The 23,185-nt window shown below is 40.7% G+C and carries 18 protein-coding genes; 8 read left to right on the top strand and 10 right to left on the bottom strand.

The features are described 5' to 3' along the window. Positions 1-455: 455 nt before the first annotated feature. The gene (locus tag AACW90_RS07280) at positions 456-1,901 is read right to left on the bottom strand and encodes a YfcC family protein (RefSeq protein ID WP_390232735.1); all 1,446 of its coding nucleotides are present in this window, start codon (positions 1,899-1,901) and stop codon (positions 456-458) included. Between the two features lie 596 nt (positions 1,902-2,497). Then, positions 2,498-3,718 (bottom strand): arginine deiminase, encoded by a 1,221-nt coding sequence (gene arcA / locus AACW90_RS07275; RefSeq protein ID WP_390232734.1) that lies wholly within the window; start codon positions 3,716-3,718, stop codon positions 2,498-2,500. Positions 3,719-4,226: 508 nt separating this feature from the next. Here arcA and rraB point away from each other — a divergent pair. From rraB to AACW90_RS07260, 3 genes are all read left to right on the top strand, one after another. Continuing rightward, complete coding sequence (gene rraB, locus AACW90_RS07270; RefSeq protein WP_390232732.1) at positions 4,227-4,640, top strand: ribonuclease E inhibitor RraB; 414 nt, start codon at positions 4,227-4,229, stop codon at positions 4,638-4,640. A 230-nt stretch (positions 4,641-4,870) separates the two neighbouring features. Next, positions 4,871-6,871 (top strand): methyl-accepting chemotaxis protein, encoded by a 2,001-nt coding sequence (locus AACW90_RS07265; RefSeq protein WP_390232730.1) that lies wholly within the window; start codon positions 4,871-4,873, stop codon positions 6,869-6,871. Positions 6,872-6,985: 114 nt separating this feature from the next. Further along, positions 6,986-7,765 (top strand): glycosyl hydrolase 2 galactose-binding domain-containing protein, encoded by a 780-nt coding sequence (locus tag AACW90_RS07260; protein WP_390232728.1) that lies wholly within the window; start codon positions 6,986-6,988, stop codon positions 7,763-7,765. Positions 7,766-7,782: 17 nt separating this feature from the next. Here AACW90_RS07260 and AACW90_RS07255 read toward each other — a convergent pair whose 3' ends face one another. The 5 genes from AACW90_RS07255 to pepA form a co-directional block, all read right to left on the bottom strand. Then, positions 7,783-8,688 (bottom strand): bifunctional helix-turn-helix transcriptional regulator/GNAT family N-acetyltransferase, encoded by a 906-nt coding sequence (locus AACW90_RS07255; protein WP_390232726.1) that lies wholly within the window; start codon positions 8,686-8,688, stop codon positions 7,783-7,785. A gap of 117 nt (positions 8,689-8,805) precedes the next feature. Beyond that, complete coding sequence (locus AACW90_RS07250) at positions 8,806-9,198, bottom strand: DUF2061 domain-containing protein (RefSeq protein ID WP_390232725.1); 393 nt, start codon at positions 9,196-9,198, stop codon at positions 8,806-8,808. A gap of 203 nt (positions 9,199-9,401) precedes the next feature. Further along, the gene (locus tag AACW90_RS07245; RefSeq protein ID WP_390232724.1) at positions 9,402-12,272 is read right to left on the bottom strand and encodes a valine--tRNA ligase; all 2,871 of its coding nucleotides are present in this window, start codon (positions 12,270-12,272) and stop codon (positions 9,402-9,404) included. A 112-nt stretch (positions 12,273-12,384) separates the two neighbouring features. Continuing rightward, the gene (locus AACW90_RS07240) at positions 12,385-12,837 is read right to left on the bottom strand and encodes a DNA polymerase III subunit chi (protein ID WP_390232722.1); all 453 of its coding nucleotides are present in this window, start codon (positions 12,835-12,837) and stop codon (positions 12,385-12,387) included. Positions 12,838-12,917: 80 nt separating this feature from the next. Then, positions 12,918-14,426, bottom strand: a complete 1,509-nt coding sequence (gene pepA, locus AACW90_RS07235; RefSeq protein ID WP_390232721.1) for a leucyl aminopeptidase — start codon at positions 14,424-14,426, stop codon at positions 12,918-12,920. 191 nt (positions 14,427-14,617) lie between these two features. On the opposite strand from pepA, the gene lptF reads away from it, so the two are divergent. Further along, positions 14,618-15,727 (top strand): LPS export ABC transporter permease LptF, encoded by a 1,110-nt coding sequence (lptF, locus tag AACW90_RS07230; protein ID WP_275134897.1) that lies wholly within the window; start codon positions 14,618-14,620, stop codon positions 15,725-15,727. Next, complete coding sequence (gene lptG / locus AACW90_RS07225) at positions 15,720-16,790, top strand: LPS export ABC transporter permease LptG (RefSeq protein ID WP_390232719.1); 1,071 nt, start codon at positions 15,720-15,722, stop codon at positions 16,788-16,790. The genes lptF and lptG overlap by 8 nt, the downstream gene beginning before the upstream one ends. Before the next feature lie 99 nt (positions 16,791-16,889). Here the strand turns inward: lptG and AACW90_RS07220 are convergent, their stop codons facing one another. From AACW90_RS07220 to AACW90_RS07210, 3 genes are read right to left on the bottom strand one after another with little or no spacing between them, the layout of a single operon-like run. Then, complete coding sequence (locus AACW90_RS07220) at positions 16,890-18,275, bottom strand: TRAP transporter large permease (RefSeq protein ID WP_390232718.1); 1,386 nt, start codon at positions 18,273-18,275, stop codon at positions 16,890-16,892. Further along, on the bottom strand, positions 18,262-18,804 hold the full coding sequence (locus AACW90_RS07215) for a TRAP transporter small permease subunit (protein WP_347999708.1): 543 nt from the start codon (positions 18,802-18,804) through the stop codon (positions 18,262-18,264). Before AACW90_RS07215 ends, AACW90_RS07220 begins: the two co-directional genes overlap by 14 nt. A gap of 55 nt (positions 18,805-18,859) precedes the next feature. Beyond that, positions 18,860-19,927 (bottom strand): TRAP transporter substrate-binding protein, encoded by a 1,068-nt coding sequence (locus AACW90_RS07210; RefSeq protein WP_195704417.1) that lies wholly within the window; start codon positions 19,925-19,927, stop codon positions 18,860-18,862. A gap of 221 nt (positions 19,928-20,148) precedes the next feature. Between AACW90_RS07210 and AACW90_RS07205 the strand changes: the two genes are divergently transcribed. Genes AACW90_RS07205 through AACW90_RS07195 form a run of 3 tightly spaced genes read left to right on the top strand, consistent with a single transcriptional unit; the run spans position 20,149 to position 23,120 of the window. Next, positions 20,149-21,528 carry a cache domain-containing protein gene (locus AACW90_RS07205; RefSeq protein ID WP_390232715.1) on the top strand — a complete coding sequence of 460 codons (1,380 nt, stop codon included), beginning with the start codon at positions 20,149-20,151 and terminating at the stop codon, positions 21,526-21,528. After that, positions 21,525-22,154, top strand: a complete 630-nt coding sequence (locus tag AACW90_RS07200) for a response regulator (protein WP_390232713.1) — start codon at positions 21,525-21,527, stop codon at positions 22,152-22,154. Before AACW90_RS07205 ends, AACW90_RS07200 begins: the two co-directional genes overlap by 4 nt. A gap of 24 nt (positions 22,155-22,178) precedes the next feature. After that, on the top strand, positions 22,179-23,120 hold the full coding sequence (locus AACW90_RS07195; protein ID WP_390232711.1) for a LysR family transcriptional regulator: 942 nt from the start codon (positions 22,179-22,181) through the stop codon (positions 23,118-23,120). The last annotated feature ends 65 nt before the right edge of the window (positions 23,121-23,185 follow it).

The raw sequence follows: 23,185 nt of genomic DNA, 5'->3' as shown, positions 1-23,185 counted from the left end.
TTTACAAGTATTTGCCCATGCTAATATGGATTTATTATTCATATAGCGTAAAGTTTTATAATGATGTTTTATGGCGTCAAAAACTATTATTATTCCGCTAAGTGATTGATTTTTAAAGTATGAATAATTATTCTCGGATTTTTATTCAATGTTGACCAATTACTATATTTACCCGATTGTACATAATATTCATCTAATTCATCTTATTACTCGATTCTTATTGTTTTTAGGTGTTATTTACGTATTATTTTTTTCATTAACATGATCCCTGTCAATTAAATAAGTGGGTTTTTCCTATGAACGATGAAATGGTTGTTTAGCGGTGTTATACGCTAAAAAATCAGTTGATTAGTTAGAATAAGTGAAACAATATTCACAAAAAATAAAACTCACAAATAGTGAGCAATAAAAAAGCCGCTATATATAATAGCGGCCTGTTAAAAAAACAGAGGTACCTATAATAATGCGCCAATACTTAATGCAATCATAATGAAGGCAGTTAATACGACGAGTAATGGAGCAACCCATTTAATCCATCGAACATAGGGTACACGTGCTATCGCCAAACCGCCCATTACAACCGCAGAAGTAGGGGTAATTAAATTAACGATACCTGACGCAGATTGATAAGCGGTAACGACAAGCTCTCTACTGATGCCTGCAAAGTCGGCGAGTGGCGCCATTATTGGCATCGTCAATACGGCTAAGCCAGAAGTTGACGGAACCAAAAATGAGAGTAATACCTCTAACCAATACATGACATTGATAAACATGACGGAAGAGAGGCCGGTGACAATATGCTCTGCGGAATTGAGTAGTGTATCAGTGATCATTCCACGGTCCATGATGACGACTATTCCTCGGGCAATGCCTATAATAAGCGCAACGCCAAGTAAATCTCTGGCACCATCAATGAAGCTAGATGTGAGTTCTTCTTCACTCATCTTGGCAACAAGGCCGATTATAATCGTTGCCGCGAGAAACATGGCAGACAGCTCTGCCATCCACCAACCAGCAACCGCTACGCCATATATCATAACGCCAAACGAAGCAGCAAATAAAGTGAGAATCACTTTTCTAGTGGTGGTGAATTCTAATGCTTTGCCGGAATTATCACCTAAAAAGTGTTCGATATTTTCGTCATGTTTGTCGTATACAATGGATTTGGTTTTATCGGCACGCACCATTTTGGCGTATCGCATAACATACGCAACACAGATACCCCAACCAATAAATAAAATAGCCATTCGTAGCATTAATCCATCTGTAAATGGGATGCCGGCAGCGTTTGATGCAATAACCGTTGCGAATGGATTAATAGTGGAACCGAGTGTGCCTATTCCAGCGCCAAGCAGCACAGTAGCCGCGGCAACGACCGGATCAAATCGTGCTGCAAGCATGACAGGAACTAATAAGGTATAGAAAGGGAGAGATTCTTCTGCCATGCCATAGATAGTACCTCCAGCGGCAAAAAGCGCCATTAAAATGGGTATCATTAGCTCTTCACGGCCTTCTAGTCGATGCATTACGCGCTCTATACCAGCGTCGATGGCGCCCGTTTTGGTCACTAATCCCAAGAAACCACCAATGACTAAAATAAATAAAGAGACATCTATGGCAGCGGCAGAATAGGATTCGTGATCGTAGAAACCATCAATAGGGGCAAGAAATATATCAACAATACCTTGAGGATTACTTTCAACCGCTTGGTAGGTTCCTGCAATTGGGACTTCTCTACCAAGTTCTTCGTTCATCGTTCTTTCGTATTGACCTGCGGGAACGATCCAAGTCATTAAAGCGACTATCGCGATCAGGGCGAAAAGAATAGTGTATGCAGATGGAAACTTAAAATTAGCAAAGAGTCCTTTTTTGTCTTGTTGGTTTACTGCATGTGTTGTCATTGTTATCTCCTTATTCACCTAGTTTTAGGTGATTATTAGGATGAGAAATATCGCACTAAATTTAGTTATTTAGTGATAAATTTAATTTCGGTGTTCAATTTAAGCGTCGTTATTATTTGACTGAAAATTAATACATCGCGTTGCCTTTATACTCATTATTTAATATTGGATGTTAATAGTTTTTGTCATTTCTAATGATGATCTTAGAGATTTGCATCTGATCAATCTATGCTTGTAGTCACAATTTATCTTGAGAAAATAGTTCGGTCTTCTTTGATGAAAATGTCAGATGGGTTATTTCGTCATTAATATAGATTAATATTCTATAATTTTAATAATGTGAATGAGAAAAATATGCAAGACAGAAAGGCATTTTTGGCTATTAGACAGAGCATTAACAGACATTATTAAATAAAAATCGGCTAATTATGCAATAATTTTAATAATTATTTCAATTTTGTTATTTTGACTTAGTGAAGTGAAGGAATATTATGCAAATTCTAAAATTTAAAATAGAGACGTTAAAGTTTCTATATATGAGAGCTAGATCGCTTTTTAAAAAAGCGACCTAATTGGCCGCTTAACTCGCTTATACTCTAAATATCGTCTCTCTCGATAGGACAGCTCATACAGCGAGCCCCTCCGCGTCCTCTTCCTAGTTCATTACCGGGAATACTCAGTACCTCAATACCGGCTTTATCATATTTTTCGTTGGTATAAACATTACGCTCGTAACCGATAACAACACCAGGTTTTACGGTAAGAACATTGTTGGCATCGTTCCACTGTTCTCGTTCTGCTTCATAGTTATCGCCACCCGTTGTAATGAGCTTAAGTTGGTCAACTTTTAATGCTGATTCGAGAGCAGAAATGTAATCCGGCATTTGCTTCGCGTTCATATCATTTTCACCTTTAGGTGTTAATGACCAAGTTTCCAAGTTTTGATTGATGATTTCAGGGTATACAGAGAAGGTGTCTATATCTATATGGGTCATAACGGTATCGAGATGCATGCAGGAGCGGTGCTTAGGAAGTTTGAGAGCAATAACTTGCTTCGCCTGACCAGATTTGAATAGATTCGCTGCCAAGTTCTCTACACCTTGTGGGGTTGTTCTCTCTGACATTCCAATTAAGACAGAACCTTTACCGATGACGAGTACATCACCACCTTCAATGTTTGCGTTGTCATAATGGAGGTCTTGGTCACCGAAATAGTTGATAAAATCACTACCAGCGAACGTTGGGTGCCAACGATAGATAGCTCTTAGGTGGTTGGTTTCTCTTTGACGAGCTGCTTTCATCATTGGATTAAGTGAGACTCCTCCATAAACCCAACAAGAAGTATCTCGCGTAAATAAGTGGTTAGGTAAAGGCTCAATGACAAAATCGATAGGTTTATGCATTTTTGGAAGCATAGAGGAAGATTGAATTGGCAATTCAGAATAGGCGAGTCCACCAAGTAAAATGGTGGCTAAATGTTCATTGTCCATATCCGTAAGATAGTTTCTAAGATCTCTAGCGAAAGTAGGTCCATATCTAAAATCGGAAATTTGATTGACTAATAACCATTCTTTTGCATCCGCTATTGCTAATGTTTCAACAAGAAGGTCATGCAACAATAGAACCTCAACATCTTGATTTTTTAAAGTTTGAGCAAATATGTCATGCTCTTTCCCTGCGGCTTCAACCGCTAGAACATCATCAAAAAGAAGTTCCTGACAGTTAGATGGTGTTAGGTGGGTTAATGCCCTTTCTGGACGATTTAATAATACCCGACGTAACTGGCCTACTTCAGATCCAACGTACAACTTGCTCATTCTGTATCCTTACAATATTGACTATCCCCCTTTATGACAAGCTTATGGTTAAGTTGCAAGTTACTTGGTTGGAATATAATTTTATATTTTTATAATTTAACTAGAGAAAACTTCAATTCATTGTGGTAATTAGCAATTAATCAACAGATTACTCTTTTATCAATGACCGTGAATTTTGATTGATTATGCTAATCAACAATGATGAACGCTCTGTTTTTTAATCGTTTTTATACTCTTACGCTTTGTTTTTAAAAGATAAATTGTATTTTTTACTACAGAAAGCTAATTCATCAAGAATCATTTTTTAGTTGATATCCACTCATTATTTGTTCATGAGTATTGAATAGGCTAAACACGATTTTGTTCTGAATATGGTTTTATTTGTTAAGAAAATGTTTTGATCAACATAAGATCGTCTTGAACACGTGAATCTTAGTGGTATTTCGTTCCGATCCGTGCGATATTTCACGGCGACTCAATCACCTCATTTGCTACCTGGAGTACCTGCATGTCTCACGAAGATGAATACCTATCTGTTGAAGCGTTGATCAATATCCAAAAAGAAGAGACTAGACAGATCATCGACGCTCTTTTGGAAGATGGAAGTGATCCTGATGCTCTATACGATATTGAACACCATTTGTTTGCTGAAAATTTTGAAACATTAGAGAAAGCGGTTGTTGAAGCGTTCAAAATGGGCTTTGAAGTATTAGAAGCAGAAGAGACGGAAGATGAAGATGGTAATCGTCTATTGTGTTGTGATGCGACGATGGAATCTGTACTTAGTGCTGAAGCTATTGATTTACAAGTTGAGAAGCTCATTAGTCTTGCTGAAAAATATGACATTATTTATGATGGATGGGGCACTTTTTATGAAGGTGATGACGTCGATTATGAAGAAGATGGTATAGAAGAAGAGTAATAGAATTTGACTATTAGGCTGCATCTTTGAAATGCAGCCTTTCAATTTCCACAGACAACAGGACATGGCAACAACCTTCGATTTCATTTATTACCTTCAATTTCCCCATACTTTAATGCTTTTTAAGTTAATTTCTATTTTGTCTAAACTATCAACTATACGTGCCGATATAACTATACTAGTCAGTGCTGACTAGCTAATTATTGATATCTATCGCGTAGAGGTTTGTAATGCATTTGTCATTGATACAGCGAATTACCTTAGGCTTTATAACGGTAACCCTTTTTGTCCTTGCGATAAGCACGTCTGCTTATCTTTCTCAAGTGAGTATGTCTAAACAATTAAAGCTTACCGCATCTACGTTGACCGGGCTGCTTGACCGATCAAATGTTCTTACTCAGCACCTTCAGGATGTAAACCGTTCCATGTTGGTTCACGCGAATAGCGAACAAGAGGCGCGTAGAACTGAATTAAGGTTGGCTTTAGGTAACGCAAAGCAATCCTATGGTGAGACGGTCGCACTTTTAGAAACTGAATTATCTGATTATCCACAACTTGTTGCTAAACTGAATAACCTTGATGGCAATGCGACTGTATTTATCAATGGTGCAAATCAACATCTGGATATTCATGATCAGAGAACCTCTGCTCGTTCAGTTGCGACGAAGGAACTGAACACATTTGATGAAGAGTGGTTGTTTTTCGAACAAGATATCAATGATCTAATTTCCGATGCTAAAGCGGATGAAATGCAACAAGTAGCGTGGGATCTTGAATTCTTACTTACTCAAGGAAAGGGGGCGGCTGGATACCTGCAGAAAGTGTTGTCTATAGTAAAAGAACAAGAAGTAAATGCATTCAAGAGTGAATTGTCAGCCTATTTAGAGCGCTTTAGTGAAAAAGCCGATCGTATCATAAAGGCGATGCCTGAATCTGAAGACATCGTGGCGGTATATCGTGATTTGCTACAACACAATATTATTAATTCAGAAGGGTTACTGCAACAGCATCTAATATTCATCGAACTCAATGAACAAAGTACGATGCTGCTCGCACAGATTGCTCAAGAAGTGGATGCTTTGTTATCGGAATCAGTCGTGATTATTTCTGATATCCGATCTCTCTCTGAGTCGGCATTAAAAAATGCTGAAGAAGAGGCGTTCGACTCGTTAATGATTAACTTGATTTTGACCGCTATTTCAACACTACTGGCTGTCATCATTACCTTTACTGTTGTGCGCTCTATTAAGAAGCCTTTATTCTCTATCATGGAAGCGATTGATAAACTCGCCAGTGGTGATTTAACGCATAAAATAAGCGAAAATTATCAGTCTGAACTTGGACTTATTGCGGACAATATAAATGGTCTAAGCGACAAATTAAGTGGGTTGATCTCGCAAATACAATCGTCAGCAGAAACAGTGAGTGGTGTGGCAGATGAAAGTCATGCTATGAGTCAAAAGACAAATGATAAAGTAGAAGAACAGAGCAAGCAGACAGACTCTATCGCGACAGCAGTAACGGAAATGGAACATGCAGTAAAGGAAGTGGCGTCACACGCATCAGAAACCAGTAGAGAAGTCGATGAAGTGACACTGCAAGCGCAATCGAACATGGAGAACATGCAGAAAAACTTACGCTTTGTGAGTCGCCTTCAAGATTCATTAGATGAAGCAACGCAGGTTATCAGCCAGCTCTCAGTTCAAAGTCAGCAAATAGGTGAAATACTCACGGTTATTCAATCCATTTCCGAACAGACCAACCTATTGGCATTGAATGCTGCTATTGAAGCTGCTCGTGCAGGTGAACACGGACGAGGTTTCGCTGTTGTAGCCGACGAAGTTCGTTCTCTGGCAACAAGAACACAACAATCAGCCAATGAGATTGGTGAGATGATTGACAGCTTGCAAGGAAAAGCCGACCAAGCCGTAGGAATAGTAGAAAATAATCTTGTCCACGCTGAGCAATCGGTTAAGCAAACGAATGAAACGAGCGATTCACTGGAAAACATGCTTTCTAGCCTAACGCACATCAATGACATGAGCCGTTCAATTGCGACCGCTTCTGAAGAACAAACCGCTGTTGCACAGGATGTGGCTAAGAATATTGTTCACATATCGGATATGACAATGAGTATTGCAGAGGATGCGAAAGAAGCGGCTCGTAATAGTGAGTCGTTGAATCAACTTTCTAGTGAGCAAAGCCAACTAATTGCTCAATTTAAGATCTAAATAAGCAAAAGGGAAGTTTGAATCAATTAGGTCAATTTTTGTCTAGCGACAAATGCTATGCCATTTATCAATATTTACGTATACTGGCAAAAATTGATCTAAATCAAAGATAATATGCAACTACCACTTGCTGGACGCTGGCAACTATCACCTTTAACCGATCTTTCTATCCCGCAAGGAGATATCATTTTTCCGGCTCCTTTTAGTCAGATATTACCTAAGCAATTGATTGAGTCGCAGATACAAAATCAAGAATGGCATTTAATGCACGATATTGAAGTGGATGAGAAAATGCTTAGTTTTCCTGTGGTCGATTTTATTGTCGGCGGTATCGATTTTTATGCCGAAGTTCGAATTAATGGTGAGGCTATTTTTGATTGTGATGGCTCAGAGCTGACCTACCGAAAGGATATTCAACAACATTTACGTCTAGGTCGGAATCGGATTGAGATTTTGTTTTTAGAGCAAGAAGATGACTGGTTGTTAGATGAGGATAATCTTTGCAGTTTAGGTGGGGCATTACCGCGTAAACGAGACTCTAGATTAGGGCTCTGGGAAACTCCTTATTTACATTTTATTCGACATGTACGACTCGATTACATTTCTACTGAGCAAATTTGGCATCATGGTGGTGGATGCGAGTTTAAAGTGGATCTCTTTTATCACGTCTATGCGACAGGGTTAGTTTCTGCATCGGTTAAGTTCGATGGTATGACTTATCAGATACCGCTTGATATTAGAACGAATCAAGCGACGGCGTTATTTCAAGTGGAGGCACCAAGGTTGAACAAAGATAACCATTGGTACTTATTGGAAGTAGAACTTGATGAGCAAAAGCAAACTCATCAAGTTGGTCTGAACCCTAACCTGAATGTTGAGCATTATCCAGTTTAAGGAATGAAGCCTGCTGTTTATAGCTTTTTAAGCATGCGGACTTCGCAATCGGTATGACCAGTATTGCCCATGGGTTTATCAACAAGTTCAAAGCCTAGCGATTTATAGAGCGCAATTGCTTCGACAAGGTTATCGGTCGTTTCTAGATACATCTGTGAAAAGCCGATTGCGCGGGCTTGTTTAAAGCATTTCACGGCTAATGCTCGCGCGAGTCCTTTCCCTCGAACCTCAGGTAAAAAGTACATTTTTTGTAATTCACAAACAGATTCGTCCCCTGTTAGTGGTGCAAATCCTGCGCCACCAAATATCTTCCCATTTTGCTCTATTACCCAATATTGGCTGTTTTTTGCATCGTAGACCTTAGATAGGGCGTCGAGAGTGGGATCGGCAACGCTAAATCCTTTGTCTTCAGTTAGACCATATTCAGCAGATACTTCTCTAATGACAGAGGCTAATTTTGAGTCATCAACGGGTTTTATGTCTCTGATAATGAAAGAGGATTGAACTCTAGATAATGATAATGCTTTGATGTACTTTGCTAAACTTGATTCGATAAGTTCTAGTTCATCATCATCAAACTGGTCAATAACTGTCTGAACCTGTTTGTTTCTTGAGTTTTCAATTTGATTCAGAATCTGTTCGCCTTTTTGTGTTAAGCGATACAAGTGACAGCGTTTATCATCGGGATTAACGATTGATTCTATTAGTAGTTGTTTTGCAAGAGAAGTAAGCGTTCGGCTTGCGTTTGGCTTATCAATACGCAGTTTTAAAGCTATTTGGCTAATAGTCGAGAGCTCTTGCCCTAGCTCAACCAATGTATGAATTTGTACTGGGCTTAAACTAAAGTCGCCATAGTGTGTATCCAGAGCGCCCAGACTACGGACAAGATCTCTAGAAGCCTTTCTGAGTTGCAGTTTTTTCATTATTATTTTTTATTTTGTTATGATATGAAACCAATATGGTTTTATATCATAACAAAGTCAATAGAGAGAAGTATCAGGCTTGAGTAGTATTATCAGTTAAAGCTAATTTAATCCTACTTAAGCGAGTTTGGTCATTGTTGTCGTCGCAATATGATGTCGGCGTAACCAAATTTTTTCATGGAAATAATAAGCAACAGTATTAATGCTTGGTTCAATCATTGCCATGATTCCACCAATAAACGCGTCGCCAGTAAGAAGGTAGGTGACAACAAAAGCAACATTAAAATGGATCAGAGCAAAGCTTGCTGTTTTAGTCTGTGTTTTGTTTTCATTGCGCTTTAGGAAAGCAATTTGATTCCACGCTTTTTCATGGAAATAGAAAGCGATGGTATTGACTGCTGGTTCTATCAGTGCAATTAAGCTACCTAATAAAATATCGCCAGTTAAGATGTAGGCAATGGTTAATGCAATGCTGAAGTGCAACCCCGCGAATGTCATGGTTTTAAGCATAATGGTGCTCTCTCATTTGAACGAATAACTGAATACACAAATAGTATTGATAATTATTCTCATTGAGGCAAGAGGAAAATAGTTATTTGTTTGATAGGTTATTTCGATGAGAAATTTTGAAGTAGGAACAAAAAAGGCTGGCTTTGAGGGCCAACCTTTTTACTTATATTAATCTGAATTAGAAGCGAACAATAATTGGGCTCTTAGAGTGCTGCGATTGTTGCTTTTTGTTCTTCAAGTTTTATTAGTGTTTCTTGGTAAGCGTTGAGCTTTTCACGCTCTTTAGCCACTACGGCTTCCGGCGCTTTCGCAACAAAGCCTTGATTGCTAAGTTTGCCGCCTATGCGCTTAATCTCACCTTGAATTCTTTTTACTTCACCTTCTAAGCGAGCCAGTTCCGCATCTTTATCGATTAAACCTGCCATAGGTATCATCAATTCAGACTTCGCCACAAGTGCGGTCGCACATGCTGGTGTCGTTTCGTTCTCTGCGAGAACCTTAACGCTCTCAAGTTTTGCTAAAGATAGAATAACAGTCAAGTTATCGGCTAGGCGTTTCACGTCCGTGTCGTCGGCCGCTTTTAGCATGACTTCTAGTGGTTTGCTTGGCGCAATATCATATTCTGCCCGCAGGTTACGAATACTAGAAATAAAGGTTTTCACCCACTCGATATCTGCAATCGCTTCTTCATCGTACTTGTCTTCTTCGAATTGAGGCAACGCTTGATTCATAATAGTTTCACCTTCTACACCAGCAAGGAGTTTAACGCTCTGCCAGATAGACTCAGTGATATATGGGATGACAGGGTGCGCAAGGCGTAGTGTTTTTTCAAGAACCGTAATCAACGTATAGCGAGTTGCCATCTGCTGTGCTTCGGTGCCTTTCCATAAAACGGGTTTTGTTAGCTCTAGGTACCAATCACAAAATTGGTTCCAGATAAACTCATAAAGGGTATTTGCAGCCATATCTAAACGGTAGTTTTCGATATGTGTATTGAATTCTTTTGCGGCAAGCTGGAATTGAGACTCTATCCATTTATCGGCAAGAGAAAACTCTAGGTTCGCAATGTCTTCTTGGGATAGTGTTGTCCCGCAATCTTGGTCTTCTGTATTCATCAATACATAACGACTTGCGTTCCATAATTTATTACAGAAATTACGGTAACCTTCTAGGCGTTTCATGTCCCAATTGATATCACGGCCAGTAGAAGCCATTGCCGCGAGAGTGAAACGCAGGGCATCTGTTCCGTATGGTTCAATTCCACCTTCAAATGTTTTACGCGTATCTTTTTCGATTTTCGCTGCTAATTTAGGTTGCATCATGTTGCCGGTTCGTTTCTCAACCAGTGACTCTAGATCGATGCCATCAATCATGTCGATAGGGTCAAGTACGTTGCCTTTAGACTTAGACATCTTATCGCCGTTTTCATCGCGAATAAGGCCAGTCATATATACCGTCTTGAATGGTACCTGTGGTTTGCCGTTTTCATCTTTAATGAAATGCATCGTCATCATGATCATGCGAGCAACCCAGAAGAAGATAATATCGAAACCAGTGACCAACACTTCGGAAGGGTGGAATACTTTCATATCTTCTGTTTCAGCGGGCCAACCTTGAGTACCAAAGGTCCATAAAGAAGAAGAGAACCAGGTATCTAATACATCGTCATCTTGGCGAAGCACAATGACAGGGGCGAGGTTATTTTTACTGCGAACCTCTTCTTCTGTACGACCTACATACACGTTGCCATCATTGTCATACCATGCAGGGATACGATGGCCCCACCACAATTGACGCGAAATACACCAATCTTGAACGTCACGCATCCAGGCGAAGTACATGTTTTCATATTGCTTAGGTACAAACTGGATTTCACCATCTTCTACTGCTTTTGTTGCTGTCTCAGCTAGTGGGGCAGCGCGTACATACCATTGGTCAGTCAGCATCGGCTCGATAACTACACCGCCACGATCACCATAAGGTACTGTAAGCTGATGGTCTTTGATTTCATCAAGTAGACCGAGTTCTTCAAATTCAGCCACAATCGCTCTACGAGCAGCAAAACGTTCCATGCCTTGATATTTTTCAGGGATCGCATCGCTATATACGTTGCTTTCTTCACCTTTTGTATCAAAAATCTCGGCGGCATTGCGAATATCGCCATTAAATGTGAGGATATTAATCATCGGCAGACTATGGCGTTTACCTACTTCATAGTCATTAAAGTCATGTGCTGGGGTGATCTTTACGCAACCAGTGCCTTTTTCCATATCGGCATGCTCGTCACCTAAGATAGGAATACGGCGGCCGACGACAGGGAGAATAATTTCTTTGCCAATGAGATCTTTATAACGAGGATCTTCTGGATTTACCGCGACACCAGTATCGCCTAACATGGTTTCTGGACGAGTCGTTGCGACAATAATGAACGCTTTGCCATCGGCTGTTTTTGCACCATCAGCAAGTGGATATTTGAAATGCCACATGTGGCCATTTTTATCTTTATTTTCGACCTCAAGATCAGAAATTGCTGTGTGTAATTTAGGATCCCAGTTAACCAAACGCTTGCCGCGATAGATTAGGTCTTCTTCATAAAGACGTACAAATACTTCTTTAACCGCATCAGAAAGTCCATCATCCATGGTGAAGCGTTCGCGCTCCCAATCGACGGAGGCACCTAAGCGACGAAGTTGCTTAGTGATCGTCCCACCAGATTCCGCTTTCCATTCCCAAATTTTATCAATGAATGCATCTCGACCATAATCGTTTTTGGTCTTGCCTTCTTGGGCGGCGATTTTTCTTTCCACAACCATTTGTGTTGCAATGCCAGCGTGATCGGTACCCACTTGCCAAAGCGTGTTTTTGCCTTTCATACGCTCACAACGGATTAAGGTATCCATGATCGTATCTTGGAAAGCGTGCCCCATATGCAGGCTACCTGTGACGTTCGGCGGTGGGATCATGATGCTGTAAGCTTCTTTAGATGTATCACCGTGTGGCTTGAAATAGCCTTTCTCTTCCCATGTTTGGTATAGAGATTGTTCAATCGATTGTGGGTTGTATGTCTTTTCCATAGCGTCTTTTAATGGATACTTTTCGTTGATTTGGAATTAAGTACGGATCTTATAGGAGCATCACCTTAAAGAAAGTGGCCTCGCACAACGAGGATACCTATAAGATCATAAATTAGTGCTGATGATCGATATCAATAATTTGCATTTGATATCCAGCTTGGCGATAGATCTTATACCTTTCACGGGCAGTTTGCTTCGCTTTTTCATCATAAGGAACGAAGTCTATCACTTGAGCAAAGGTTCCCGCAAAGTTTGTGTTATCTTTCGCCAAATTAATCACAAGCTGGCGATTCCAACTTGGTCGCAGTTGGCTATAACCTATCTCAATCGACGTGCCATTTTTGGGGCCTTCACCAATAAGATTATGGGGTAAAAAACAGTCGGGCTCTTGTTGCCACAACCGCTCGTCCCAATATAACGACTTTTCTTTGTTTTCCGCGTTTATGTAGAGCTTCACACCTTGGTTATGAAAATGTTTTAACAAGAAAAGTATATAGGATTCAAACCCCTCATTGCTGCATTGAGGAGAATCGACCTGAACGATATAAAAAGTGGCTGTATTCATGTTCTGTTAAGCCTGCAAGATTACTTAGGTATAGCGACAAAAGAAAAGGGCCTTTCGGCCCTTTTACTTAGATTGAATATCTACTCTTCAACCTCGTGACCGCTACGGTTAAGTAGAAATTGGACAAGAAGTGAAACGGGTCTGCCCGTAGAGCCTTTGGCTTTGCCTGACTTCCAAGCTGTCCCGGCTATATCGAGGTGCGCCCAGTTGTACTTTTTCGCATAGCGAGACAAGAAGCAACCAGCGGTAATAGTACCAGCAGGTCGTCCACCAATATTCTGCATATCAGCAAACGGACTCTCCAATTGTTCTTGATACTCGTCCGCCATTGGCATACGCCATGCTCTGTCACCAGCCTGCTCAGAGGCATTAACTAATTCATGTGCAAGTGGATTGTGATTTGAAACTAAGCCACTGATATGGTGACCAAGCGCCATAACACATGCACCCGTTAATGTTGCCACATCAATAACACACTCAGGGTCAAAACGTTCAACATAGGTTAGCGCGTCACAAAGCACCAAACGACCTTCAGCATCAGTATTCAATACTTCAACGGTTTGGCCAGACATCGTGGTTAAAATATCACCTGGGCGATAGGCGTTGCTACCTGGCATGTTTTCACAACCAGCAAGTACAGCAACAACATTGATCGGTAATGCGAGTTTAGCAAGCGCCTTCATCGTACCAAAAACGGAAGCCGCACCACACATGTCATATTTCATCTCGTCCATAGCTTCGCCAGGTTTGAGAGAGATACCACCAGAATCAAAAGTGAGTCCTTTGCCAATTAAGACAATAGGTTTTGCATCGGTGTCTGGATGCCCTTTGTATTCCATTACTGACATCATTGATTCATTGTTAGAGCCTCGACCAACGGCTAAGTATGATGTCATACCTAGTTTCGCCATCTCTTCTTCACCAATTATTTTTGATGTGACGGATTCGTAATCGTCACCCAAACGGCGAGCTTGTGATGCTAAATAAGCGGGGTTAGCTACGTTAGGAGGCATATTGCCAAGATCTTTAGAAGCTTTAACACCTGATGAAATTGCTAGGCCGTGGGTGATGGCCTTTTCACCTAGATTTAATTCACGTCGCGTCGGTACGTTAAACACAAGCTTGCGTAGTGGACGGCGTGTTTCGGGTTTATTGCTCTTAAACTGGTCAAAAATATACAGACCATCTTTTGTTGATTCAACAGCTTGGCGTACTTTCCAGTATGTATCGCGTCCTTTAACGTGTAGCTCGGTAAGGAAACAGACGGCTTCCATAGACCCAGTTTCGTTTAAGGTACTGATGGTTTTTTGAATAATTTCTTTGTATTGACGCTCGCCTAACTCGCGTTCTTTACCACAGCCAACAAGAAGTACTCGTTCAGACAACACGCCTGGAACGTGATGCAGAAGTAGCATTTGGCCAGGCTTACCTTCTAGATCTCCACGACGAAGTAGAGAGCTGATATAACCATCACTGATCTTATCAAGCTGTTCAGCCACTGGGGAAAGTCGGCGAGGTTCGAATACGCCCACAACGATACAAGCACTACGTTGTTTCTCGGGGCTGCCACTTTTTACACTGAACTCCATGTAAACTCCTACTAGTTAAAGACAAACAGAACTAAATGTTAGATAATCGCCGTCTACTTTGTTCCAAATTGAACTAAAATAAACAAAAGTTGTTCAATCAACATTGAGTCATAATTTGATAAAATAAAAGGTTCATCGAGAAATTATAGTGATTAGAGTAAAAAAACAAGTTTTCTATAGGGTCTTTTAACGTGATTATTGTCAGATATTTGATCCGCGAGACAATCAAAAGTCAAATTGCGATCTTTTTCGTACTATTCTTGGTGTTTCTTAGTCAGAAGTTTATCAGTATTCTGGCTCAGGCATCAGATGGTGATATCCCTGCTAGTCTGATTTTGACGTTGGTAGGCTTAAACATGCCTGCGATGGCGGCAATGATTCTGCCGTTAAGTATATTTGTTGGTATATTGATCACTTTTGGCCGTTTATATGCCGAAAGTGAGATTACTGTAATGAATGCGACCGGAATGGGTAACAAATTTCTCATTCAAGCTGCACTTTATTTGGCGTTAATTACGTCGATATTGGCTGGGTTAAATACACTTTGGTTAACACCGTGGGCCTTAGATAAACGTGTAGAAACCATGGAGCAATTGTCAGCTGATAATAGCGTTGACCTGCTTCAAAAAGGGCAGTTTCAACGAACTCCAGATGGTTCAGCCGTCGTATTTATCGGCGATCTTAAAGACAAAAAATTGAGTAACGTATTCGTTGCGCAGATTATTCCCAAAGACTCTCTTCTTCCCAGTGTAATGATCGCAGAATCTGGTCTAGCAAAAGAGCTTGAAGATGGGAGACAAATCCTTTCGTTATACGACGGTTCGCGTTATGAAGGTTTGCCAAGACGCCTTGACTACATGATCACTGATTATGAAGAATATGAAGCGTTGATTGGTCAAAGGGAAGTCACTAAAAAAGGGCGTGACTGGGATGATTTACCGACGCTAACACTGATCAATAACCCAGACAAAAAAGCACAGGCAGAATTGCAATGGCGACTATCTTTAATAGTCTGTATACCGCTATTGACCCTCATCGTTATACCGTTGTCAGCGGTTAACCCACGTCAAGGTCGCTTTGCCAAAATGGGGCCAGCGATTCTTATTTATATGACCTATTTTCTTGCGCTTAGCGCCAGTAAGTCTGGTATAGAAGGTGGTGGGCTTCCGGTTCTCATCGGGATGTGGCCTGTGAATCTCTCGCTGCTTTTTGCGGGTTTAATCCTTAACTATATGGATAGCGTCCCTGTAAGACGATTTATCGATAATTTTAGGCAGAGAAGGTTGGCTAAACGTGTTTAAAATATTCGATCTCTACATTGGTAGAACTATCATTGCGACAACCTTTCTAACGTTATCCACTTTGGTTGGGTTGTCCGGCATTATTAAGTATGTTGAGCAGCTTCGAAAGGTTGGTCGTGGTAGCTATGATCTTGTTCAAGCGCTGTATTTTGTTCTACTCGGTATGCCTAGAGATATAGAGATGTTTTTCCCTATGGCGACACTACTTGGCGCATTGATTGCTCTTGGTATGCTGGCATCTAGCTCTGAGTTAACGGTAATGCAAGCCTCTGGTTTTTCTAAATTAGATGTTGGCTTATCTGTGTTAAAAACGGCAATACCATTAATGATTATGGTGATGGCGTTAGGAGAATGGGGCTCTCCCCAGACGATTAAAATGGCGCGTGAGTTACGGGCATTCTCCATTTCTGGCGGTACGATTGTTTCGGTAAGAAGTGGCGTGTGGGCAAAAGATGCAGATAATTATATCTATATTGGGCGCATTGATGATAAATCGTTAAAAGCATTAACGGTTTGGCAGTTTGATAAGGATAAAGATCTCAATACCATTATTTATGCTAAGAGTGCCGATTATATTGGCAATAATATTTGGCAGATGAAAAATGTCCAACTTACTTATCTAAAGAATAATATCCAATTATCTAAAAAGGATCTAAAAACCTATGACTGGAAGTCGACGATAGAGCCAGATAAATTGGATGTGGTAACAGTGAAACCAGAAGAGCTTTCTTTGTCCGGTATTTATGATTACGTCAATTATCTCAAAGCTTCAGAGCAGGATGCCGCTAGGTATGAATTGGCATTTTGGCGAAAAATGACTCAACCGTTGTCTATTGCCGTTATGATGTTAATGGCTCTCTCATTTGTGTTTGGTCCGCTAAGGACTGTTACGATGGGGGCGAGGATTATTTCAGGTATTATCGCCGGGTTTACGTTCTACATTTCCAGTGAATTTTTTGGGCCGCTTAGCTTGGTGTATCAAATCCCTCCAATTGTCGGTGCTGTGGCGCCGAGTCTTCTGTTTCTAGCGCTGGCAATTATACTGCTACGGCGAAAATTGTGACAAAAAAAAGGGGCAACTGGATATAATAAGTAGACGACAGGGGAGGTCTTTGCCCACTATCTATAACCAGTTGCCCGCTTAACTATCTATTGGTACTTATTAGCCATAAGCGACACTTGGAAGCCAAAGTACTAACTGAGGCCAAATCACCAGACAGACCAGCGCCAGAATCTGAATAAAGATGAATGGCATCACACCTTTGTAGATATCTTTGAGTTCGACACCTTCTGGACAAACTCCCTTTAAATAAAACAGAGCAAACCCTACTGGTGGTGTTAAGAAGCTTGTTTGCAAGGCCATGGCAACTAACATGACAAACCATACAAGGCTTGGATTATCCACAACGCCATGACCATCGAGCTCAATACCTAGATTTGAAATTACAGGGGCCAAAAGCGGTAGCGCAATCAAGGTAATTTCAATCCAATCCAAGAAGAAACCAAGCAAGAACACAATGAATAGAATGAAAGCAATGATGCCGTAAGGTCCAAACGGCAAACCGCTTAAGAAGGATTCTATTAGTTCATCACCACCTAACTCTCTCAGTACCAAGGCAAAACAAGATGCACCGAGAAATATCATGAAGATATAAGCCGTTGTCCCAAAGGAAGAGAGCAGAACTTCCTTCATTACTTTTAAGCTCAACCTTCTATTATAGGCGGCCAACAAGGTTGCCCCCATGGCGCCAATACCTGAGGCTTCAGTTGGAGTGGCGATCCCAGCGAAGATTGATCCAAGAACAACAAATATCAAGATAACGGTTGGAGTAATGTCTTTAAATACTTGAAAAATAATGCTCCAGTCGACAGCTTCCACGTCATGAGGTACGGGGGCTTTTTCGGGATTAAGCTTGCCAACGATTAGGATATAAATGATGTACATTGCACCTAATAATAGGCCCGGAAAAATTGCGCCCATGAAGAGGTCACCAACAGATAACCCAAGTTGGTCTGCCATAATCACTAACATGATTGAGGGAGGGAGAAGTATTCCTAATGTACCTGCGGAAGCGATGGTACCTAGAGCTAAGGGTAAGTGATAACCCTGACGCATCATAGTAGGCAAAGACATAACGGCAAGCAAAACGACAGAGGCACCAATGATACCAGTGGAAGCTGCTAAAATAATACCAATCGCCATCACTGTAATCGCTAAACCGCCATGTACCTTTCCAAATAGCTTTTGCATAGATGACATCAGTTTTTCAGCTATTCCAGATTTATCTAACATGTTTCCCATAAAGATAAACATGGGGAGCGCAACCAAAATCCAGTTGTCCATGATCTTATAAATACGATTAACCACGAGCCCTAAACTTGTGTAATCGAGCCCTGTAAAAGTATCCAGATAAATATCAGCAAAATACCCTACAGTAGCAAAAATGACGCCAATGCCTCCCAATATATAGGCGACAGGAATACCCGTAAAAAGAAGAACAATAAACGAGCCAAACATGGCGATTACAATCCACTCATTCGCTTCCATGTTGTGCCCCTTTAGCTAATGTTTCAATATTTCGTAAAATTCTAGCGATTATTGAGAGTAAAAGAAGTGTAAAGCTGACAGGAATAACGCTTTTAATTAACCAACGATATGGCAAACCTGACGGCGACGAAGAGCTTTCATTTACTCTCCATGATTCGTAGGCGAAATCGTAAGAGTGTAAAATAACAATGATGACGAACGGGATGGCAAATATGGTCAAACCAAGCATGTCGACCATTGCTTTCTTCTTTTCGCTAAATTTGTGGTAAAAAAGGTCAACGCGAACATGAAGATTACTAACTTGCGCGTATGCGGTACCAAACATTACTGCGGTCGCATACAGATGCCATTGCAGTTCTTCTAGCTGGATTAGGCCGCTAGAGAACACCTTTCTCAAAACGACTTGAACAATAATAACCAGCACAAGGATTAGGTTGGTCCAAGCGACAAATTTGCTTATCGCATTGATACCATTTTCTATGTGCAGATAAATGGGAACAGAGGGCGGCGACGATACAACCTTACTCATGGGCTCCTCCTTAGAAAAGCGCCAGCCTTAGGCTGGCATTTAGGGGTTTGAAATATTACTTACGTGTTGCACGAGGCAGGAACGCATTTGCTTCCCAAAGTGCATAGCCTTCTCTGAACTCACTCAGGTCTTGCCATACCTTGTTAAAGAATGGGTCAGCACTGGTCTTTTCGTCGACAACTTCTAGCCAAGTGGATTCGAATAGGCTAAGCATTTCGTCATTCCAGTAACGAATTTCAACACCATTTTCTTTGGCTTTCTTCATCGCATCGAACTGTATGGCTTCACCTTCCGCTATGGAGTACGTCATGGTTGCCATGCAGGTAGTTTCAACAGCAGTTTGCTGAGACTCGTCCATTTTTGCCCAAGTATCTTTGTTAATCAGTAGTTCAAAAACAGTGGACTGTTGATGCCATCCAGGGAAGTAGTTATATTTAACTATTTTGTGGAAACCTAAGCGTTGATCAATTGCGGGTTGAGAAAACTCAGAGGCATCAATGGCGCCTTTTTCAAGTGCACCAAATATCTCCCCACCAGGTAGCTGAACCGTACCTACCCCCAGTTTTTCCATTACGGAAGCACCTAGGCCGAAGAAACGCATGTTCAAACCTTTCAGATCTTCTGGTTTTTCAATTGGCTTCTTAAACCAGCCTGATGTTTCAGGAGAAATGATGGCACATGGGAGCACTTTCACATTGTAGCCACCCTGATCATACATTTCTTGATACAGTTTTAGTCCGTTACCAAAATATAACCAAGCCATATATTCGCCAGCTTCTGGGCCAAAAGGTACCGCAGAAAAGAGTGCAGAAGCTGGGAGCTTGCCTTGCCAATAACCCGCTGTCGCATAACCTGAATTTACTTTACCAGTAGAAACAGCATCTAATATTTCTGCTGGATTAACCAACTTGCCTGGTTCATAAATTTTCATTTTTATCGTACCACCAGACATCGCAGTAATGCGGTCGGCGTACCATTTTATGGGTGTGCCTAGAGCAGGTAGATGAGTACCGAAAGCGACAGGGGTTTTCAGCAATATTTTGCTTGCCGCGTTAGCGCTCATGGTAAAACCAGTTGTTGCAATAGCAATAGTGGTCGCAAGAGCAATTTTATTCATGTTCATTCTGTTCTCCTTGTAGGGGACAAATTCCTTGTTAAGTCAAAATGTGAACATCTAATCGTTAAAATTGTTAAATTGATGTTACATTTGTGATTAGTTTAGGTTGGATTGAACTTGTCGGATATTGGGGGAATTGCGCAATTCTTATCAGTGAAATTACGTAGCCATAAAAAAACATACAGTAAAACTACGTACATATTGTTAATCCATATTAAGGTGATGTAATGGAGTTTGTTAACAGTAGAAAACTGTCGATAAATATAATTTTGCTTTCAGTTTTGCCTCTAATCATGGTGGTGGCGATTGTTGCTAGCTTATTGTTTAGTCAGGCAAAAAATCTTGTTGAAGATGAGGTAAAACTTACACGAAGTAATATTGTGACTTCAAAAAAACAGGAACTTAAACAGTACGTTGAAATTGCGATAAAAAGCATTGAACCTTATTACTTAGATTCAACGCTTGATGAGCAAACGGCAAAGCAAATAGTTTCTGAAAAATTGAGTCAGCTCACATATGGGAGGGATGGGTACTTCTTTGTTTATGACTGGGATGGCATAGCATTGGTTCTACCGCACCAGAAAGATCGAGTCGGAAAAAACTGGTGGGATGTCGAAGATTTTAAGGGTAAAAAACTACTTCAAGAGCTTATCTATGTTGCTAGACATGGAGGCGGTTTTGTCGATTACTTTTGGCATAAACCTTCGAAACAAGAACCTTTACCTAAGCTGAGTTACGCCGTTTCTCTTGATAAATGGCGATGGATGGTTGGAACCGGTGTTTATTTAGATGATGTGGAAAATCAAATATCACACATGCAGAATGGCTTTGATATGAATGTAAGCAAAAGTTCGGCAGCATTGTTTGTTGTTGTATTTATTGCTGTATCGTTAGTTGCTGGTTTGGGAGCGTCGTTAAACTTAAATGTGCGTAAATTAGCAAATGAGCAAATGAGCTTACTCAATCAACAGATTATTGAATCGCAAGAAAATGAGAGAAAAAGAGTTTCCAGAGAGTTACATGATGGTGTAAATCAATTGCTCGTGGCAGCTAAATATCGATTAGAAAACCTGCAAAAAGAGCCAGATGAAGCCCTTAAAGAGAGGGAGTTGCAAGCCAGTAAGCAAGCTATGGAACAGGCAATAATAGAGCTGCGTAGAATCTCAAGAGATCTCCGACCGCCTCAACTGGATGATTTAGGGTTGGTGGCGGGAATAGATTCTTATATCAATGATTTGCGTAGTCGCACAGAATTAGAGCTCATTTTCGAACATGATATTGATGGAATAAAGATGGTACCTGAAGTAGAAACGACTCTTTATCGCGTTGTTCAAGAAGCGTTGCACAATGTTGAGAAGCATGCGCAGGCAAAAGGTGTCGATGTTATATTGCAAAGAGAAGGCAAAAAACTACTTCTGACAGTGAGTGATGATGGAAAAGGCTTTAGTGTTTCAACGGATAAAAGGCAACAGTTTTTACGCCAAGACAGTATGGGATTACAGAATATGAAAGAACGAATTCAAGCGATTGGTGGAGAGTTTAGAGTCACCAGTAATCTCGAGGAAGGAACGGAAATTCGTGTGATGCTTAAGATGGAGTTTATATGATTAGCCTCGTACTAGCCGACGATCACCGTTTGATGCAAGATGGACTGAAATCTCGATTAGATAGAGAAGACAACCTTGTTATTTTAGCCTGTGTTGGAACGGGTGAAGATGCACTAAAAGTAACACAAGAGCTTAAACCCGACGTTTTGCTGCTTGATATAAATATGCCCAAGTTAAATGGTATAGAGGTCTTAGAAAGGCTTAAAAAAGCAGGATCTCAAACGGCAGTGATTATGTTGTCTATGCATGATTCTAAAGACTATGTAATTCGTTCAGTAAAGGCGGGTGCTAAAGGGTACGTATTAAAGGATGTAGGCTCTGATGAGTTAGTGATGGCAATCAATCAGGTGGCAAATGGTCATTCATATTTAAGCTCGCAAGCATCCGATAAACTATTAGAACAATTTAATGAAGAACCGAAAGAAAAAGACGAAACGCTGTCAAAAAGGGAGGCCGATGTTCTTCAGGCTATTGTCAGTGGGGCGGGTAATAAGGATATTGCTGACACGTTACATATCAGTGTTAGAACGGTAGAAACCCATCGACTTAGAATCAAGAAAAAACTTGGGGCTACCTCCACCGCTGGACTCGTAATGATCGCATTGGAAAAAGGATTAATAAAGTAATGTGGGATTCCCTTTGGATACATAATGTCTAAACATCATCTGAATAGTCGCCAACCTATTTTAGATAAAATCGTATTTTTTTGTGCGGTTCTCAGGACAGGGTCATTTAAAGCGGCCTCGAATGAACAGGGATTATCGCCCGCAGCCGGCAGTCGGTGGGTGAAAGAGTTAGAAGAGATTATAGGTGTTGAATTAATAAAACGAAGTACTCGTCAATTGGTTGCGACGCAAGCTGGGCAAAAACTTTACCAGAGATTTAATGGTCTTTTACCTGACATAAACACAGCGATAGAAGAGGTGCAAAATTTAGCAGAAACCTTACAAGGCGAAATCAGAATTTCCTCAACCCCATTATTCGCTAAACAATACCTCACTGATATTATATCTCGATATATGCAGTTGCACCCAAAAGTAGATTTTAAATTGTTTATTGAAGCAGGGGATTTTGATGCCCTAAACATCGATTTTGCGTTTCGAGCAAATGCGAGTTATGTGGGAGAACAACAAGTAGACTCGCTTTTGGTCAAAAGGCATTTGCTTAGCGAACCACTCTATTTATGTGCATCACCAAGCTATTTGCAAAGTTTTGGCTCACCGGATAACCCAGAGCAACTAAAAAGCCATCGTTGCTTGTATGCTCGGACATTACTTGGAGGTAATCGATGGTGTTTTGAGCTTGAGGGTCGGCCAACTATCGTAACGATCAAAGATGCCTTAGAGTGCGACAATAGTGAGATTTTGCTGGATTTCTCCCTTCGTGGCGCTGGCATTGCTTACTTACCAGAGTCGATTGTAAAAGAACATATCCAGAATCAGAATCTTATCAGTGTGCTGGATAACTACCTTTGCGCGACTTTTGATATCAACATGTACTATCGACCAAGAAAACCAATGCCAGAGCGTTGCAGCCAGTTCAAATCATTTCTGATCGAACAAACCTCTTATCAATCTGGTCGACAAACCTGATCAACGTAGAACTCCGCAACACAATTAATATCAGATTGTCATCATTTGTATAATAAATCGTCACT

The organism is Vibrio frigidus, assembly GCF_042465995.1.
Taxonomy (GTDB): domain Bacteria; phylum Pseudomonadota; class Gammaproteobacteria; order Enterobacterales; family Vibrionaceae; genus Vibrio.
The sequence above is the reverse complement of the archived record's forward strand: the minus strand, read 5'-3'. Positions and strand labels throughout refer to the sequence as shown.